This window comes from Bacteroidales bacterium, assembly GCA_013314715.1.
GTDB lineage: Bacteria > Bacteroidota > Bacteroidia > Bacteroidales > GWA2-32-17 > Ch61.
In genome coordinates, this window is record JABUFC010000020.1 from 1 (window position 1) to 18482 (window position 18482).

The 18482-nt window shown below is 30.5% G+C and carries 14 protein-coding genes and 1 CRISPR repeat array; of the genes, 11 read left to right on the forward strand and 3 right to left on the reverse strand.

What is annotated here, in order from left to right; translation table 11 throughout:
• Positions 1–51 precede the first annotated feature (51 nt).
• Positions 52–2774: direct repeats of the CRISPR family, unit length 37 nt; unit sequence GTCTTAATCCTTGTTTTAATGGACAATGTACTACGAC.
• A 246-nt stretch (positions 2775–3020) separates the two neighbouring features.
• Genes cas2 through cas1 form a run of 3 tightly spaced genes read right to left on the reverse strand, consistent with a single transcriptional unit; the run spans position 3021 to position 5487 of the window.
• Positions 3021–3473 carry a CRISPR-associated endonuclease Cas2 gene (gene cas2, locus HPY79_06175; GenBank protein NSW45381.1) on the reverse strand — a complete coding sequence of 151 codons (453 nt, stop codon included), beginning with the start codon at positions 3471–3473 and terminating at the stop codon, positions 3021–3023.
• Between the two features lie 2 nt (positions 3474–3475).
• Positions 3476–4468, reverse strand: coding sequence for a hypothetical protein (locus HPY79_06180; GenBank protein ID NSW45382.1), 993 nt, complete (start codon positions 4466–4468; stop codon positions 3476–3478).
• A 23-nt stretch (positions 4469–4491) separates the two neighbouring features.
• Positions 4492–5487 (reverse strand): CRISPR-associated endonuclease Cas1, encoded by a 996-nt coding sequence (cas1, locus tag HPY79_06185; protein ID NSW45383.1) that lies wholly within the window; start codon positions 5485–5487, stop codon positions 4492–4494.
• Between the two features lie 55 nt (positions 5488–5542).
• On the opposite strand from cas1, the gene HPY79_06190 reads away from it, so the two are divergent.
• The 11 genes from HPY79_06190 (at position 5543) to HPY79_06240 (ending at position 18482) form a co-directional block, all read left to right on the forward strand.
• Entirely contained in the window at positions 5543–6226 is a 684-nt protein-coding gene (locus HPY79_06190; protein ID NSW45384.1) for a hypothetical protein, read from the forward strand.
• Positions 6219–8876, forward strand: a complete 2658-nt coding sequence (gene cas10, locus HPY79_06195) for a type III-A CRISPR-associated protein Cas10/Csm1 (protein NSW45385.1) — start codon at positions 6219–6221, stop codon at positions 8874–8876. Before HPY79_06190 ends, cas10 begins: the two co-directional genes overlap by 8 nt.
• On the forward strand, positions 8866–9603 hold the full coding sequence (locus HPY79_06200) for a Fic family protein (protein NSW45386.1): 738 nt from the start codon (positions 8866–8868) through the stop codon (positions 9601–9603). The genes cas10 and HPY79_06200 overlap by 11 nt, the downstream gene beginning before the upstream one ends.
• 20 nt (positions 9604–9623) lie before the next feature.
• Positions 9624–10109 carry a type III-A CRISPR-associated protein Csm2 gene (csm2, locus tag HPY79_06205; GenBank protein ID NSW45387.1) on the forward strand — a complete coding sequence of 162 codons (486 nt, stop codon included), beginning with the start codon at positions 9624–9626 and terminating at the stop codon, positions 10107–10109.
• Between the two features lie 47 nt (positions 10110–10156).
• Positions 10157–10852: a type III-A CRISPR-associated RAMP protein Csm3 gene (gene csm3, locus HPY79_06210; protein NSW45388.1), complete on the forward strand. Its 696-nt coding sequence runs from the start codon at positions 10157–10159 to the stop codon at positions 10850–10852.
• Positions 10853–10871: 19 nt separating this feature from the next.
• Complete coding sequence (gene csm4 / locus HPY79_06215; GenBank protein NSW45389.1) at positions 10872–11867, forward strand: type III-A CRISPR-associated RAMP protein Csm4; 996 nt, start codon at positions 10872–10874, stop codon at positions 11865–11867.
• 10 nt (positions 11868–11877) lie between these two features.
• A complete protein-coding gene (gene csm5, locus HPY79_06220) occupies positions 11878–13452 on the forward strand; it encodes a type III-A CRISPR-associated RAMP protein Csm5 (GenBank protein ID NSW45390.1) in 1575 nt (524 codons plus the stop codon).
• A 93-nt stretch (positions 13453–13545) separates the two neighbouring features.
• The gene (locus HPY79_06225; protein NSW45391.1) at positions 13546–14736 is read left to right on the forward strand and encodes an ATP-binding protein; all 1191 of its coding nucleotides are present in this window, start codon (positions 13546–13548) and stop codon (positions 14734–14736) included.
• The gene (locus tag HPY79_06230) at positions 14733–15845 is read left to right on the forward strand and encodes a DUF1887 family protein (protein ID NSW45392.1); all 1113 of its coding nucleotides are present in this window, start codon (positions 14733–14735) and stop codon (positions 15843–15845) included. The genes HPY79_06225 and HPY79_06230 overlap by 4 nt, the downstream gene beginning before the upstream one ends.
• A complete protein-coding gene (locus HPY79_06235) occupies positions 15821–17908 on the forward strand; it encodes a hypothetical protein (GenBank protein ID NSW45393.1) in 2088 nt (695 codons plus the stop codon). The genes HPY79_06230 and HPY79_06235 overlap by 25 nt, the downstream gene beginning before the upstream one ends.
• Complete coding sequence (locus HPY79_06240) at positions 17901–18482, forward strand: NUDIX domain-containing protein (protein NSW45394.1); 582 nt, start codon at positions 17901–17903, stop codon at positions 18480–18482. The genes HPY79_06235 and HPY79_06240 overlap by 8 nt, the downstream gene beginning before the upstream one ends.

An 18482-nucleotide genomic window follows, 5' to 3' on the forward strand; every position in this document is an offset into this window, starting at 1 on the left:
ATGTCTTAATCCTTGCAAAGTTTTTCCAAACAACGCTAGTTGTTGGTAGAATTTTAATGGACTATGCACTACGACACCCACATTTTCAAATTTCCTAATTTCCACATTACCATGTCTTAATCCTTGCGAAGTTCTTCCAAACAACGCTAGTTGTTGGTAGAATTTTAATGGACAATGTACTACGACGTTGGCGATTGTTTTATATCGTCTGAACCTGTTACAGGGTCTTAATCCTTGTTTTAATGGACAATGTACTACGACTAGTGGTTTTGTGTAGTAAACGGTAATAGTTATTCAAGGTCTTAATCCTTGTTTTAATGGACAATGTACTACGACGCCGTCACTGCAGGACATTCTTAACGCTCCAGAGTTGTCTTAATCCTTGTTTTAATGGACAATGTACTACGACGATTATGAGAATTTGCCATACTATTTTGATTATGGTATAGTCTTAATCCTTGTTTTAATGGACAATGTACTACGACAGGGTTATCTTACAGACGAACAACTCTTAATTAGGAGTCTTAATCCTTGTTTTAATGGACAATGTACTACGACTAATGTCAGCTCCAGAGTTTCAGGCAGACAAAGAAAAGTCTTAATCCTTGTTTTAATGGACAATGTACTACGACAACAGGAAAATAATTTGTAAAGTATGATAAAAGTCAGTCTTAATCCTTGTTTTAATGGACAATGTACTACGACGTTATTATGGAAACAAAAGAATTAGCAAAAATTGTCTTAATCCTTGTTTTAATGGACAATGTACTACGACTTTTAATGTTGATTATTACTCTGGAGACCCGTCTTATAAGTCTTAATCCTTGTTTTAATGGACAATGTACTACGACATCACTGGAAGAAATTCTCAATGCTCCAGAGTTTCAGGGTCTTAATCCTTGTTTTAATGGACAATGTACTACGACTTGTCCGTTCGACGTAATGGACGACTAATCTCGTTGTCTTAATCCTTGTTTTAATGGACAATGTACTACGACGGAAGTGAGATATTCATTTTCATTGAAGATGGCAATAGTCTTAATCCTTGTTTTAATGGACAATGTACTACGACGTCTCAAATGGTGACAATGTCGCCATTCGAGAAAACCGTCTTAATCCTTGTTTTAATGGACAATGTACTACGACAAATTATAAAAATCAGCACTTACCAAAAAGGCGACAATGTCTTAATCCTTGTTTTAATGGACAATGTACTACGACGCCATAAAGACGCCAGCAACGTTGCCACATGGCTATAGTCTTAATCCTTGTTTTAATGGACAATGTACTACGACAACTCGAAGATGTGATGCAAGAAATTGCATCACAGTCTTAATCCTTGTTTTAATGGACAATGTACTACGACCGGACATATTTGTCCGTTCGACGTAACGGGAAATTGATCGTCTTAATCCTTGTTTTAATGGACAATGTACTACGACATACTTATTTGTCGCTCAGACGAAACGGCAAGCTCAGTCTTAATCCTTGTTTTAATGGACAATGTACTACGACACTTATTTGTCGCTCAGACGAAACGGACGACTCATCTGTCTTAATCCTTGTTTTAATGGACAATGTACTACGACAGAAATGTTAAATTACTTTGAAAACAATATAGATTTTGTCTTAATCCTTGTTTTAATGGACAATGTACTACGACAACAAGTTAGGGAGTATTAATAAAAAAAATAAAATAGTCTTAATCCTTGTTTTAATGGACAATGTACTACGACTTGAGATTCAAAAAGGAAGAAATCAGTATAACCGTGGTCTTAATCCTTGTTTTAATGGACAATGTACTACGACTTTATCAGAAAAACGACAGGAGTTATCTTTCCTGTCGTAGTCTTAATCCTTGTTTTAATGGACAATGTACTACGACTTATATTTGTTGATAACGGTAGCATTGTAGCAATGCTAGTCTTAATCCTTGTTTTAATGGACAATGTACTACGACATAGAATATACGAAATGTATAAACTCGAAAGTTTGTCTTAATCCTTGTTTTAATGGACAATGTACTACGACAGATACTTACAGGATAACTATAACGGTGAAAGAAGTGTCTTAATCCTTGTTTTAATGGACAATGTACTACGACGAAAAGAAACAAGAAGAAAAGAAGGAGGTGGACTGTCTTAATCCTTGTTTTAATGGACAATGTACTACGACGACCAAAAAGGCTTTATGAACTATTACAAGGCAGGCGAGTCTTAATCCTTGTTTTAATGGACAATGTACTACGACAATATATAGCTAAGCCGTTTGATATTGATAAGTTTCTGTCTTAATCCTTGTTTTAATGGACAATGTACTACGACCTCAGCCATCAGCCCAAGCAATCTTGGGTGAAGGAGCAGTCTTAATCCTTGTTTTAATGGACAATGTACTACGACTATACATAACAGAACGCCTACTCGACCGATTGTTTGAGTCTTAATCCTTGTTTTAATGGACAATGTACTACGACAAAGCGTGAATTTGCCGAACGTATGGCAACCGATACGGGTCTTAATCCTTGTTTTAATGGACAATGTACTACGACCTTATAAAAAATAAAATTATAGATGAAGTGGATGAATGGGTCTTAATCCTTGTTTTAATGGACAATGTACTACGACCCATACATTATTAAAGAGTTAAAAAAATATTTTACTACAAGTCTTAATCCTTGTTTTAATGGACAATGTACTACGACACTTGCCAAGACGTCGAGCAAAGATATAGATATCGAGTCTTAATCCTTGTTTTAATGGACAATGTACTACGACAGCAGATTTTTAATGATTTGATAATCAGTATCGTTTAAGAAAATTTAAGTTAAAATTAACATTTGTTAACATTTCAACACCCTGCACGCATTTAGCGATTTTAACACTTTTTTAACATTTCAACAATTTGCAATAATATCGTTTTAACAAATTTTTAACATTTGTTAACGTATTTTAACAATCACAATCGGTCAAAGAACTTGGTACAAATATATAAATATATCAGATAAATTCCAAAAAAATCATTTAAAAAAATAAAATATCTTTATTGCCTGTAATTATTTCTATATCGATGTTTTTTCCTATTATTTTCATGGCTTTAATTTCGTCGGTCGAAATAGGTACTATTAAAATACTATCGTTATTTTCGTATGCTTCTTGAACTTCTTGCAGTGTTTGTTTTATTTCATGGTATATGGCATGGGGAGTATCGGCTATAAAAATGCTTTTTTGTATTCGAATTAAGCCTTTTCGTTCTAAATATTTAGCAATGAGGTTACGTACACGGTTGTTTTCAATATCGTACATTACAAAATAAAGCATATTTCTTTGTTTGTTTTGTTTTATTAACGATTGCAATTGATTTATTCTATCTATAAGTTGGTTAAGTTCTTCAAAATTTTTATTATTAGATTGTTCTTTATTTTTTGAAGCTTGAATAATTAATTTTTTAAATTTTTCTACATTTAGTGTTTTCATTATTAAATTGATAATAGTTGTTGAATAAATTGAAGTACAATAAGTCCTAATTCTCCATCGCTTCCGTTTTTGGGAGTTCTAACAGCAGAGAATCCTTTTTTGCCATAGAAAATATTAATTTCGCACCATCGATGTTGCAAGCAAATTTTAAGTTTTTTGCCATATTGAATATTTTCTATTTTTTCTATGAATAAACCTTGTTGTTCGAGTTGAGTTACGATGGAGGGTATAATTGCGTTTAGCTTTTCGGGCACATAAGGTATTTTTTGAGGTTGTTTATAGTTTGGATTCAGTTTTTGCTTGATATTTAAAAGGATGTCGTCAGATAGGGTAGTTTGTTGGGTTTGAGTTGTAGGATGATTTTTTTCGTATGCAATAATTTGTTTTTGCAATTGTTCTATTTCGAGTGTATTATCTAAATTTATAAATTCGTTATAGTTAATAGCCAGGCTTTGATAATTGACAAAAACTTCTGGGTCAAAGCTTAAAAAAGTAGCGCGTGTGGCATCGCAAGTTTTTAAATCGATAAGTTCTTCGAATTGATACTGTTGTGCAAATTTAATAGCAAAAAGTTTATAAAAGTTTTTATAAAGTGCTATATCGTTTATTCGTGGTTGAAGTTTAAATAATATTTTTAGTCCCTCGTTGCTTGGCGATGTAAAAGCACACAATACATTTGTGTTGGATGCTATTTGTTTTTTTACTTGATTAGGTGTAAGGTTTTGTTTTGATAAATGATCGATATCGATAATAAGATAATGGCTGTATGCAAAATTTTCGGTTCTTCGATGTGGTGGATTAAAAATAGATACAGTAAAATAAGGTAACATGGTTTTGAGTTTTCGATATGCTTGTACATCGATGGTTTGTATTCGACGCAATTCTTCTATTTGATGTATTAAGGGTTTATATTCGCCCTTAATAATATTAATAAGTTGATCAAAACTTATTTTAGCCAGTAAGTCGCCGCTTTGTTGAATATTTTTTCCTAACATGAACATGGTAGCAATATTTTAAATTATAAATTTAAAAAATATTGAGCAAGTTGTTGTGCATATATATTAATATGTGTTAGTCGAGAACGTTCGAGATTATTGATGGTAATAATCTCGTTAAGATAATCGTTTATCGATTGTATAAGTATTCTTTTTCCAGCAGCTTCTAACCAATAGGAACCATTATCTTGAATACTAAACCAATCTTCGGTAGGTGCTTCTTGCAGACATAAGTCGCATACAATATAATCGATCCATTGTCGGAATAATTCTATAATGTCAAAAACCAAGACGGGGCGGTTATAATTTTCGCGATGAAAAACTCCTAGATAGGGGTCTATGCCGGCTTTTATTAAAGCGCTTTCTATTTTACCATATAAAATACCGTAGCCGTAATTGAGCAGGCAGTTAAACATATCGAATGCGGGATGTTGGCTACGTTGTTCGAACCGATAAGGTTCTGGTAAAAGTTGCGATAATGTTTCGAAATAACGTTTACTAGCTATGCCTTCCCATCCTCTTATGCTTGGTGCTATATCGCTAATGGTTTCACCTTCAATTTGTTCAATTTTTTGAATATAGTCTTTTAAGGCGGTAATGGTTTGTAAAAAGTTAGGATTGTTTTGCCAAAAATTTTTATCGATATCTTGTTTGCTTACTAAAGAATAGAGTAACGCCGTTTGATTTTTTATTTTCTCAATCAATATTTCTTTAATCCATGATATAGCCTTTTGTGAGTATATAAAATCGGCTTGTTTTTGGCGAATGGTAGAAATAGAACCATAGTTAACACTCCATATACGTCCCTTGGGGGTTCCTGTGTTATCGAGAAATAATACGTCTATTTCGTGTTCAATGGCAAGCATTACTGCATCGCTTGTTATTTTGGCTCCTTTACTTATATAAATATTTTTTACTTTTTGGGGGTCGATATATTGTTTTCCTTCGCTATGTATAATTAAAAATTGCCGATTCTCTACATGCAGCGAGCTTCCAAAATTATTTAAAAAAATTTCCATAATTTTATTAAAATTTAAAAAAATATTTTTACATTTGCATCGATGCAACAAATTTATGAAAAAATTAAAAACTCTCTATATTTCTTTTGAGAATGAAATAAAAATCAACGAATTGTATGCATTTAGGTCGGCTATTATCGAAAAAGCAGGACGAAATCATATATTATTTCATAATCATCTCGATGCAGAAAAATATCTCTATCGCTATCCGCAAATACAATATAAAATAATAAATAATAAACCATCGTTATTATGCCTCGAAAAAGGTATAGACGAAATACATCATTTTTTTATTAAGCCGAGTTGGGATTTGCAATTATACAACCGAACTTATGAGGTAAAAGTTAGAAAATTACAAGTCAATCAGTTTACCATGCAAGTATGGGACCATGTATTTGTTTATAACCTTTACCGATGGAATCCATTAAGTCAAAATAATTATGTAAAATTTAAAGAATTACAAAATAGCGACCACCAAAAACAAATGTTACAAAAAATTTTGATCGGTAATATACTATCTTTTGCCAAAGGTATTGAATGGACTATTGACAAAGAAATAAAAGTAGAACTTAATTATGTTTCTGATGTAAAATGGTTACGCTACAAACAAAATAAATTAGCATGTTTCGATGTGCAATTTAAAAGCAATGTTTTTCTGCCCAATTATATTGGTTTAGGGAAACATGCCTCACTTGGATTTGGAATAGTAAAACAGTTAAAAGGTAAGAAAAATGAATAACGATAAAGATAAAATACGCGAAGAAATATATCTGGGTGCATTGCTGCACGATATAGGGAAGTTTTATCAAAGAGCAAGTGGAGATTTTGACTCAAATGATAGTAATTTATCAGAAGATACAAAAAAACTCGCCAATTATATCTGTCCAATCAATCAAAATGGATACTACGGTTATCAGCATGTATTGTGGACAGCTCAATTTTTTAAGAATAATAAAGAAAATTTCAATAAAATTCTAAATACTTCAGAAAATAAAATAGATAATTTTATTAATTTTTCAATTTATCATCATAAACCTGCTTCGCTTAATCAAGCAATAGTTCAACTTGCCGATTGGTGGGCTAGTGGAATAGACAGAAGTCAGTCTGAAGAATATTCAAACCACTTTATTAACTGGGGAAAAGAAAAATACAAAAAAGTACCCTTATCGGCCATTTTTCAAAATTTGTATGTAAATAACAAAAGACCCAATAGGGAAAATGAATGGTATTTTAATTTAAAAACGTTAGAAATTAACAAAGAAACTATATTTCCTAATGCATTAAAAGAAAATCAACTAACCTCTCATCAAGAAAAATATAATACTATATGGAAACAATTTAATACCGAATTTCAAAATTTACCCACAGGAAATTTTAAAGTTTTTATTGAAAGTTTATATTTTCTATTAAAAAAATATACCTGGTGTATTCCTGCTTCCACAAAAGATTATCCTGATTCAAGTTTATTTGAACATTCTAAAATGGTAGCAGCTTTTGCAGACTGTTTATTTAGATTCTACGTAGAAAACTCAGATGCATTTAATTATGATAATTCTAGATTCAGAATTAAATTAAAAAATGAAAAAGAACATAAATATTATCCTGTTATTTTACTATGTGTTGATTTATCAGGCATTCAAAATTTTATATATAATATCTCGAGTAAAAGAGCTGCAAAAAGTTTAAGAGGTCGGTCTTTTTATTTGCAAATATTAGTAGAAACTATTACCAATCAATTACTTGAAAAAACAGATACATTCCGTTCTAATGTTATTTATTCCAGTGGTGGGAAAATGTTTATGCTTCTTCCCAATACTCAAAATATTCGTGAAACTATATCAAATTACAGAGAAAATTTAGAAAATTGGATATGGAAAGAATTTAATGGTGATATTTATATAAGTTTAGATTATGTAGCTTTTGCTTATGATATGGATCACCGAGATGAAAAAGGCCAGAATTTGCTAATTGAAGGAAAGAATAATTATTATTACTTAGGAGATTTATGGAAGGAAGTTGTAGATAAAACTGCAAAATGCAAAAACAGGAAATTTAAATCTATAATAAAAAATGACACAAGTTTTTTTGATCCTTTTGGTCAAGGAGGTGATATAGATATTTGTGCTATTACTGGTATTGAATCGAATAACTTAAAAAATCTTGAAAAAAATAATTACGAAGAAGAGATAAAAATATTACCTATTGTAAAAACGCAAATTGAAATAGGAGAAAATTTAGTTAACCATAAATACCTTCTTTACAGCAAGCAAAAACAACCTGATAATATTTTTAAATCAAGTAAGTATTCTTTTGAAATATTTAATTCTTATTGGTATATATTTGATAATAATGGATATAACAACGTTACATCTATTGATGATGGAATAATATACTACGAAAATAATTTTGATTTTTTATCTAATACAAAGGGCGAAAAAAGTTCAAACGCATATAGGTTTTATGGAGGAAACCGTGTTCCTGAGATAAATGAAAGAATGAAAACATTCGAAGAACTTGTTGATAAAGAAGCTGCTTTTAAGCGTCTTGCTATTTTGCGAATGGATGTGGATAACTTAAGTCAGATATTTATAAATGGTTTCAAACAAAAAGACGATAAGGGAAATATCATTAAAGATGGAAGTAATTTTTCAAGATTATCAACTTTATCATTTCAATTAGATTTATTTTTTAGTGGCTACATCAATAAGATACATGAAAATTATAGAGATAAAATAATAATTGTTTATTCAGGCGGAGACGATTTATTTGCTGTAGGCGATTGGCAAGCTATTATCAATTTTGCTGAGGATGTTCGCAACGAATTCAGAAACTATGTATGCAATCGTGAAGATATTTCGCTATCGGGTGGGATTGTGCTAGTCGATAAAAAATTTCCCATCAGCAAAGCAGCTGAATGGGCTGATGAAGCTGAAAAAAAGGCTAAAAAATTTGGAGAAATAAAAAAATATGATGAAGCTAATTGTAAAGTATATGAAGAAGTAGAAGCTATAAAAAATGCTGTAAATTTATTTGGTGAAAATATAAACTGGCATAAAGAATTTGATGGAGTTAAAGCGATGAAGGATTTTTTGTATGATACTTTAAAAAATCAGAAACTATCTAAAGGATTATTGCAAAAAATATTCATATTCAGAAACATGAAGAAGTCAAATAATCTTGGATGGCATTGGGTATCGGCATATACTTTTGCGCGTCATAAAAATGAAAAAAATAAAGATTGTATTGAAAAACTCAAAAATTATTTTATTACAGGTGCAATAAATCTGAATAATAAAGATTATAAGTTTGGAGATAGGGCTATAGATATACTTGCAATTGCAGCCCGCTGGGCCGAATTGAAACTTAGAAGTGAAAAAAATGCTGAATAATCTATCAAAAATATTAACCGAGATAGATAAAATACAACAGCAAATTGCTGGCATAAAGCCGCTTTCGCAAACCCAAATAAAAGATTTGCGTAATTATTATAAAATTGGTATAACCTATAGTTCCAATGCAATAGAAGGTAATACCTTGAACGAAAGCGAAACCAAAATTGTAATCGAAGAAGGTATCACAGTTTCCGGAAAACCACTCAAACATCATCTCGAAGCGGTTGGTCATGCCGCTGCATACGATTATATATATTCTTTTCTTAAACAAAGAGAACTCACTGAAAACAATATTAAAAAACTACACAAAATCTTTTACCAAAAAATAGATGAAAAAAATGCCGGTAAGTACCGTAAAATACAGGTTTATATTACAGGTTCCGAACACATACCCCCAAAACCTAAAGAAGTGCACGAACTTATGGCCAATTTGATTAAATGGTATAATTCATCCAACGAACATCCTGTAGTAACAGCAGCACTTTTACACCAAAAATTAGTAATAATTCATCCTTTTGTTGATGGAAATGGTCGTGTTGCAAGGTTATTAATGAACCTGCATTTAATTAAAAACCAGTTACCTGTTACCATAATACCGCCCGTATATCGTTCTGAATACATAGCTTTGCTCGAAAAATCGCATCATGACGTTGAACCCTTTATGGAGTTTATTGCCAATTGCGTTAAGCAGGCACAACTGGAATATTTAAGACTGATAATGTAAAACCTTTAAAAAAATAAATTATGAATTATTCTCAACATCAAAATCAGGCAAATCCCAACAATCAAGCAGAGAATCAAGATAAAATAAAAAGTTGGGAGGAAATTAAAAATGGATGGCAAAACGATTGGATAACATCCTCTTATGGAATTACAAAAGAAGCCATTAAATGGGCTGAAGATTTTGGAAAATACTTAGCAGTAGATAAAAATAAAATAAAAAAATTAACAACATCTCAGTTGAGAAAGTTCTTTAGTCATTTAAAACGTATGCAGGCTATTGGTTTTGATGAAAACAACAAAACGGACTTGTATATGCTAAAAGCACAGCTTGCTTATGCCAATGGAAGAGATAAAAAAGAGGGAGGACAAAACAAAACAAAAATTTGCCATTTTGCAGAGATGTTGTTTGAGGCGATTGACCAAGTTCAAACAAAAGAACACTTCAAAAACTTTGCAAATATAGTAGAAGCCATTGTTGCTTTTCATAAAGCAGCAGGAGGCGAATAATCTAAATTTTTTAAAATGTAATTTGTATAACATAAAAATTAAAAACTATGAAACAACTGGAAAAGAAAATTTTTATATCAGCAACATTAAATCTATTAACAGGCCTTCATATCGGCGATAACAAAGAAAGCATCGAAATCGGCGGGGTAGATAATCCAGTAGTCAGAAGAAAAGATAATAATGAACCATACATACCAGGTAGCTCGCTGAAAGGCAAAATGAGATGCTTGTTAGACCAAATTTATGGAGTAAATCCTGATGGCAAATGTAAATCTGAAAACTATACCAATGATGCAAAAATTATTGCTGATTTATTCGGAGCATCGGGTGATAATGGTAATCCATCTCGTTTAATTGTCAGAGATGCTTATTTAACGGAAGAATGGGCAGAAAAACTAAAAAATAGTGAATTTACAGACATGCCTTATACCGAAATAAAATTTGAAAATGTTATCAATCGGGTTAAAGGAACCGCCGAACATCCACGACAAATAGAAAGAGTACCGGCTGGTGCTGAATTTGAAGTAAACTTTATTATTAACATTTTCAAAGATGATAAAGAAAGCGATTTGTTGGATTTGTTTTATAAAGGGATACAATTACTTCAAGATGATTACTTAGGCGGCAGCGGTTCAAGAGGGTATGGCCAAGTACAAATTGAAATAAAAGAAAGAAAAGAAAAACTTTATAAAGTGCAAGTGAATGGTCAAATAGAAATTGAAGAAAAAATTATAAATAACTAATTGGATTAATTCTTTAACTATGTCATTTGTTCTGTTTAGGTTAAAATTTTCTACTCCACTTCATATCAGTAATGTAAGGAGTGACTATGCACAAAGCGAAACTATTATCCATAGCGATACGTTGTATTCTGCTTTTTTTGAAGCATGGATTAAACATGGACTAACCCAACAAATCGAAAAACAAATCAATCAATTACAATTTACCCTTTCAAGTTTATTCCCTTTTACTATGGATAATAAAACTAAGGAATATGTTTACTTTTTTCCTAAGCCATTAAATCTGAGCTATGCAAAAGTTAGCGAAAAAAAACATAAAGACATTAAAAAAATTCAATATGTTGATAAAAATTTTTTAGAAAAATATAGAAATGGATACAGAGAACTGATTGATGAAGATTATAACTTAGTAAAAGGAAAATATCTTACTGAGGGATGTATAGATACAAACTTTATATCATCAGAGGTTTTTCCGCGTGTAACTATTCCACGACAGGGAGGAGATGCTACACCCTACTATATTGAACGAATTTTCTTTAAAGAAAACTCTGGTTTGTTTTTTATTGCACAGTTTGATAATGATGAGATAAAAAATCATGTCATTTCAGCACTCCATTATTTATGCGATGAAGGTATCGGGACAGACCGTCATGTGGGTAACGGTTTCTTTCAATTTGAAGAAGATACCATAGATTTTGAAACCATCCCTTCTGATTATGCCTTCAATCTTTCTCTTTATTGCCCATCAGCAGAACGTGTTAAAGAAATCATGAATGATGACCATATTGCTTACGACATCATTACACGAGGAGGCTGGATAACAACCCCTGGTTACAATACCCTAAGAAAAAAATATATACGAATGTTCAAAGAAGCAAGTATTCTAAAAATCAACTATACAACAGATGGTCGTATTGTTGATATAACCCCCGACAAAACTACGCTTCCTGAAACTGCCCAAAATATACATCCAGTGTATAGAGTTGGTAAATCATTATTTCTAACTGTTAAGGTTTAAATTTGAATCTATGAGTGAATTAAATTATAATTACAAACTAAAACTAAAGGTTTTAACCCCTTTGCATATTGGGGCAGGCAAAGAAAAAGATTGGATAAAAGGGATTGATTATATAATTCATAATGGTTATTTGTATATTCTTAACCAAAAAAAGTTATTTGAATACCTAAATAACAAACAACTTCTTGAAAAATACATAAACTTAATTTCAAAAAATCATTATTCAGAAATCGAAAAATTTTTTAGAGAAAATTTAAAAGAAGATATTAAATCTATCTCACAATCAACCTATGAAAATATTAATAATATCAATACCGAAATTAAATATTTTATTCGTGATGGAATGGGAAAAGCATATATTCCAGGAAGTTCGATAAAAGGGGCGATTAGAAGTGTGTTATTTAGTTATATACTCAAAAATCATAACAAGGAGATAACCTCAATAACTAAATACGATAGAAGGACAAATTCAGAAGTACCAATAGAAAAAAGGGAATATATTGAATATGCATTAGGTAATTATGATAAAAGTATAATGCGATTCATCAAACCTAACGATATCTATGGATTAGATGATTATTTATCCATATACAACGTTAATTTATACAATGTAAAACATCCTCAAAATAACTCAAAATCTGAGACCAAAAATATTGTTACTATCGAATGTTTGTACCCATTTGAAAATATTCCCTCTTTCGACTTTCAACTCAACATTGCAGAGCCCTTTATAAATGTAATCAATAATAAATATAACCGACAATATAACCTGCCAAAATACAAAAATGATGTTTTTAAAAATAGAGAAAAAGAAACCATTCATCACTTATTCAAAATCATCAACGAATATACCTATCAACATATAGAAAAAGAAATAAAGTTCTTTGAAAAGTACACTCACACCAGCAATATAGAAGAAAACATTATTAAAAAATTGAAAGAAATTCAAGATAAAACTAAAGACCACAAAAAAAGTTGTGTTCTTAGAATGAGCTATGGCTCAGGATTTCATGGAATAACCGGTGATTGGTTATTTGATGACCATTCAATAGATACTATTAAATTGGAAAAAAATAAAACAGATGAAGATTATAAATCTGTAGCATACTTAAATAAAAGAAAAACTGCTAAATCCCGCCGAATTATTGACGACACCTATCCATTAGGATTTATAGAACTTATATTGTTAGATGATAGACCCGACAACCTTTCGCCTTTTTCTGCTGAAAAAGTATCTGATAGTAAAGTTAAGAGTAATATACCTAAAGTAGAAATATCAAAAACTAACGAAATAAATAAAACAAATCAAAATATAATTGAGCACACACAACCAAGGCAATCCTTTAAAACCATTACCCGTTTAAATGAAATTGCAAAAGGAAAATATGTTGTAGCTGAAATTTCACAATTAGGAAAACCATCGCATAAAGTTAAAATTGTATTAGAAAATAAGATTTTTGAAACAATTATATCAAATGTTAAAAATGCTAATTTAAAGATAGGTGATAAAGTTATTGCTGAGATAAAAGATAATAAGGGAAGCGAAAAAATTAATATGGTAGCCTTTGTATCTCATTTTAAATAAAATTTTCACTCTAAGGAAAAGTATAATAAATTATGTCAAAAGTTTTCATTTTATTGAAAACTTTATTATATTTGCATAAATATTATCACTATAATGAAAATAATCAAACGCCCAAGATATCTCGAAAAAATTAAACCGCACATTGGTAAAAATATCATTAAAGTTTTAGTGGGTGCACGACGAACGGGTAAAACTTATCTCCTATTTCAAATTATCGAAGAAATTAAAAAAATAGATTCACAAGCCAATATCATTTACATCAATAAAGAACAATACGAATTTCGATTCATTGATAACGATGAAAATCTATACAGTTACGTCGTAAGTAAGTCAAAAACTAATAAAAAAAACTATGTTTTTATTGATGAAGTACAGGAAATAAAGTATTTTGAAAAGGCTTTAAGAGCATTACTTGTGGATGATTTTGATATTTACTGCACCGGCAGTAATGCTCATATGTTATCTTCTGATATTGCAACCTACTTAAGCGGTAGATATATCGAAATACCTGTGTATAGTTTATCATACAAAGAATTTTTAAAATTTCATAATCTTAAAAACACAAAAAATTCTCTGACAAAATATATCAAATATGGAGGGTTACCTTATCTTATAAACCTTGAATTAAACGACGAAATTGTATATGATTATCTTTCAAATATATACAATACAATTATTTTAAAAGATGTAGTTACACGATACAATATTCGCGACATAGATTTTTTACAAAGATTAATAGAATATACATCCGATAATCTTGGAAGTTACATATCAAGCAAAAAAATTACCGATTATCTAAAATCACAGAAAGTTAGTTTATCTGTCAATACCGTAATGAATTACTTACAATATCTGCAAAATGCCTTCTTTATTGATAAAGTTAGACGATATGATATAACAGGGAAACGAATTTTTGAAATAAACGAAAAATATTATTTTCGAGATTTAGGATTAAAGCATTCTGTAGTGCCTTATAAACCCAATGATATAGCTAAAATATTAGAAAATTTAATTTACAATCAACTAATTTTTAACGGATATACCGTTTATACCGGCAAACTATATGACCTCGAAATAGATTTTGTGGCCATACGAGGTAATGAAAAAATATACATACAAAGCACCTACTTATTATCAGACGATAAAACTGTGGAAAGAGAATTTGGTAATTTACTTAAAATAAAAGATAATTATCCCAAATTAGTGATTTCAGCGGATGATTTTACAATATCAAATTATGAGGGGGTTGAACACTTAAATATTTTAAATTTTCTTAATAAATGAATCGCCACCTACATATCACCCTCGTTGGAGGGCAAACTGTCCCGGTTTATCAGGGCATTATTTACGACCAGCCCGATTATGTAATTTATATCTGCTCCGAACAGACCAATAGTTCTATAGAACTTATTGCTTCTGCAACTTCTATTCCATACGAATTAAAATCTCTTTCACCTGTTGATATTAAAGATGTTGAGGAGTATTTAGATTTTTTAAAATCTATCATTCAAAATTATGAACGTATAACCATAAATATTTCAAGTGGCACAAAAATATGGAGTATATTGTTTTACGATTATTTCAAAAATATTGAAAAGGCTAAGATAATTTATATTGATCAAAACAATAAAATATGGAATTTTAAGACAAAACAATGTTCCGATCATGAGTTTATTACCGATATTCAAAACTATTTGATTATTCTGGGCAGTAAAGTAAATAATTTCAAGAAGATTGAGAATTTTGATGCAAGCGATATCCAAGCCGTCAAAACAATAGAGGAGATAAGAAAATTTGATTATGTTGAGTTTAATGCTTTAACCCAATCCCTTTCGAATCATTCAAATTTAAATGAATATTCAACTACACAAGGGTCGTTAATAAAATATGATACTGAAGAAAAATCGTTTTACCTGAAATTGATCAAAAAAAGTGGAACAAGCAAGGAATGCAAACTAAAATCGCCCAATATTCGCTATTTATTACTCAATACAGGTTGGTTTGAGTTTAAAGTGGCAAACATTTTATCGAAATGGAATCATGCAAAACAAATAATTTTGAATTGTGATTTTCAAACTAAAGAAGGGGCTTTAAAAAATGAAGTTGATGTAATTGTCAATACCGGCAAAAAACTGCTTTTTGTTGAATGCAAAACCCAGGTTTATAACTCTACCGATATTGATAAATTTGCTTCGGTAATTCGCAATTACGGTGGATTAGGGACAAAAGGAATTTTGATAACCGAGGTTGATATTAATAAAAATGTGCTTGAGAAATGTGAGGATAATGGATTACTTACCTTTTGTTTAAACCAGGGTAATTACATGTTTTCGCCCGAACAAATGTTATACCTAAAATTAGAGAGCGAATGGCTGAATATAAATCCAAGATAGACAAGAACATCATTGTAACCACATTTGGAGGCACCTGGCTTATTTTACCGGAAATAATAGGATTTTGCTGTGATAATGTAACTATTTTTTGTAAAAACGATATATATGATTCATTTATTCAAACCTTAAAAAATAACAATGTTACCACAATCGATGAATTGTGGGTAATCTGTACACACGGAGAAACATCTAATAAAGCAATTGAAAATTTTAATTTATGGTATAAACAAGTAAGCGAAAAAGGAATAAACATACCAGAATGCAAGTTTATCGGACTCAAAGATATATCGGATTTGACTACTGAAGCTGTATGTAAACAAATGGCCGATTTTATTTTTCGAGTAGTTTTAAAGGCCTATGAAGAAAAAAGAAACGGCAAATTACTATTGTCGTTGGCCGGAGGTCGCAAGACTATGAGTTCCGATATGCAACGCGCTGCATTCTTCTTCGGATGTGACATCTTGTTTCACATTGCTGATAGTGGAAGCCCACTAGGAGCAGAACCTAATAAATTATTAGACACTCTTAATGAAAAAATGGCAAATGCTGTTTTTCCTGTGATTATTCAGGAAAAAATTCCAACAAGTCCATTAACCGAAATACCCACAAAACTAATATCATCAGATTATCCTATAGAGTTTAACCGAGAAAATATAGCTTCAACAATTTTATTAGATGAAATAAACAATAGACTCATTAATGCCCAAAGTATAAGTTTTAATGCATATAAACTAAGAACTAGTGATTTTAAAATGAGTATATTTCAAGGTTTACATCAATTAAACCCAATAATTTTAAACCAACTTAATACCGAAAAACCCGACATAGAATGGATAAATAAATTACCCAAAACCGATTTACATTGTCATTTTGGGGGAATATTAGACATACAAGGATTGATAAAAGTTGCTAAAGCCAATGAAAATAAAATTCTTGAAGCACTATCGCAAAATATTCAATTTAAACAATGGTATAACAGTATTTATCATTTGGTTGAACAAGCCAATATTGATGAGTTAAAAAAAATTTTAAATCACAAAGATTATCTTAGACAAGAAATTCCAGAAAAATACAACTTACCTCGTCCTTTACCTTTGGCATCCTTCATTATTTGTTTCAAAAAGAAAACAGATTTACTAGAAAAAATAATTTTTGGAGAGTACCAACAATCCAACAAATATAGAAATATTGGCATAGAATCATACGAACGTTTAGGCGATTTACAAGGTAGTGGATTACTACAATCAAAAGAATCAATTGTTGAAGCATGCCATTATCTAATTGATTATTGTAAACAACATAACATTAAATATCTCGAGTTACGTTGTTCTCCAGTAAATTATACAATGGGGGGATTAAAAGAGGATGAAATTGTTTTAATACTGCATAATGAGTTTGAAAAATGTAGAAATATTGTTGACATTCGTTTAATTATTATCGGTTCACGACATGGGGATGCAAATGTTTTCAGAAGACATGTTACCCTAACTCAGAATTTCTTAAGGGATGTAAGGTATAAAAATTTCATCGTTGGTTTCGATGTTGCGGGGAACGAAGCCAAAAAATCACCGAAACAATTGCGTGAAGAATTACTCCCATTGATGAAAGAATGTGTTCGATTCACCATACATGCTGGTGAAAATCAACCTGTAGAAAATATTTGGGAGGCAGTTTATGAGTTAAATGCCGATCGAATAGGTCATGGTTTAACCTTACTGAAAAATAAAGAATTACTAGATAGATTTCGCGACAAAAATATTTTTATCGAACTATGCCCATCAAGTAATTATCAAATCTGCGATTTTGAAAATAATGAATATCCCCTAAAAAAATATTTTGAGGAAGGTTTAAAAATTACAATTAATACCGACAATCCAGGTATATCAAGAACCAACATCACAAACGAATACTACTTTGCATCAAAAATTGCAGATTTAAATAAAATACAGATAATACAGTTAATACGAAATAGTATTCAAGGAACTTTTTTACCCAAAAATGAAAAAAAGAAACTTATACTTCAATTTGAAGAAGAAATTTACAAAATCTTGACTAATGAATAAATTAATTGCTACTATACATAGGGATTATTTACCCAAAAATGTTTTACAGGAAAAGGCCATATTATTTTTGGATGTTGAAAAAATAGAAACTTTTCTTACTAAAGTTGAGTTTCTACCACGTGAAAAAGTGGAAAAAATTATAGATTACAAGCAAATAATACCCTATATCGTTCTTGAAAATGAATTTAATCAAATTGCTGCTTACAAAAGAAAAGGTAACGAATTGCGATTGCATCATTTATGGTCTATTGGATTTGGTGGTCATATAGAACATACTGATGTTGAAAATAATTTCTGCACAGAAACAATAAAAAAAGCTGCTATTCGGGAATTAAAAGAAGAGTTTTCGGATAAAGTAAACTATGAATTAATATTTAAAGGAATTATTAATGAAGAAATTACAGATGTTGGTAAAAACCACTTGGGATTTGTATTTAAAACTCGGGTAAAAAAAAATGAGTATATTCTATCTAAAGAAATCGGTAATATAGATTGGATAAATTTTCACAACATTAATCTTTCAGAATTTGAATTATGGTCTCAAATGACCATGGAATTATTAACTAAAAATTAA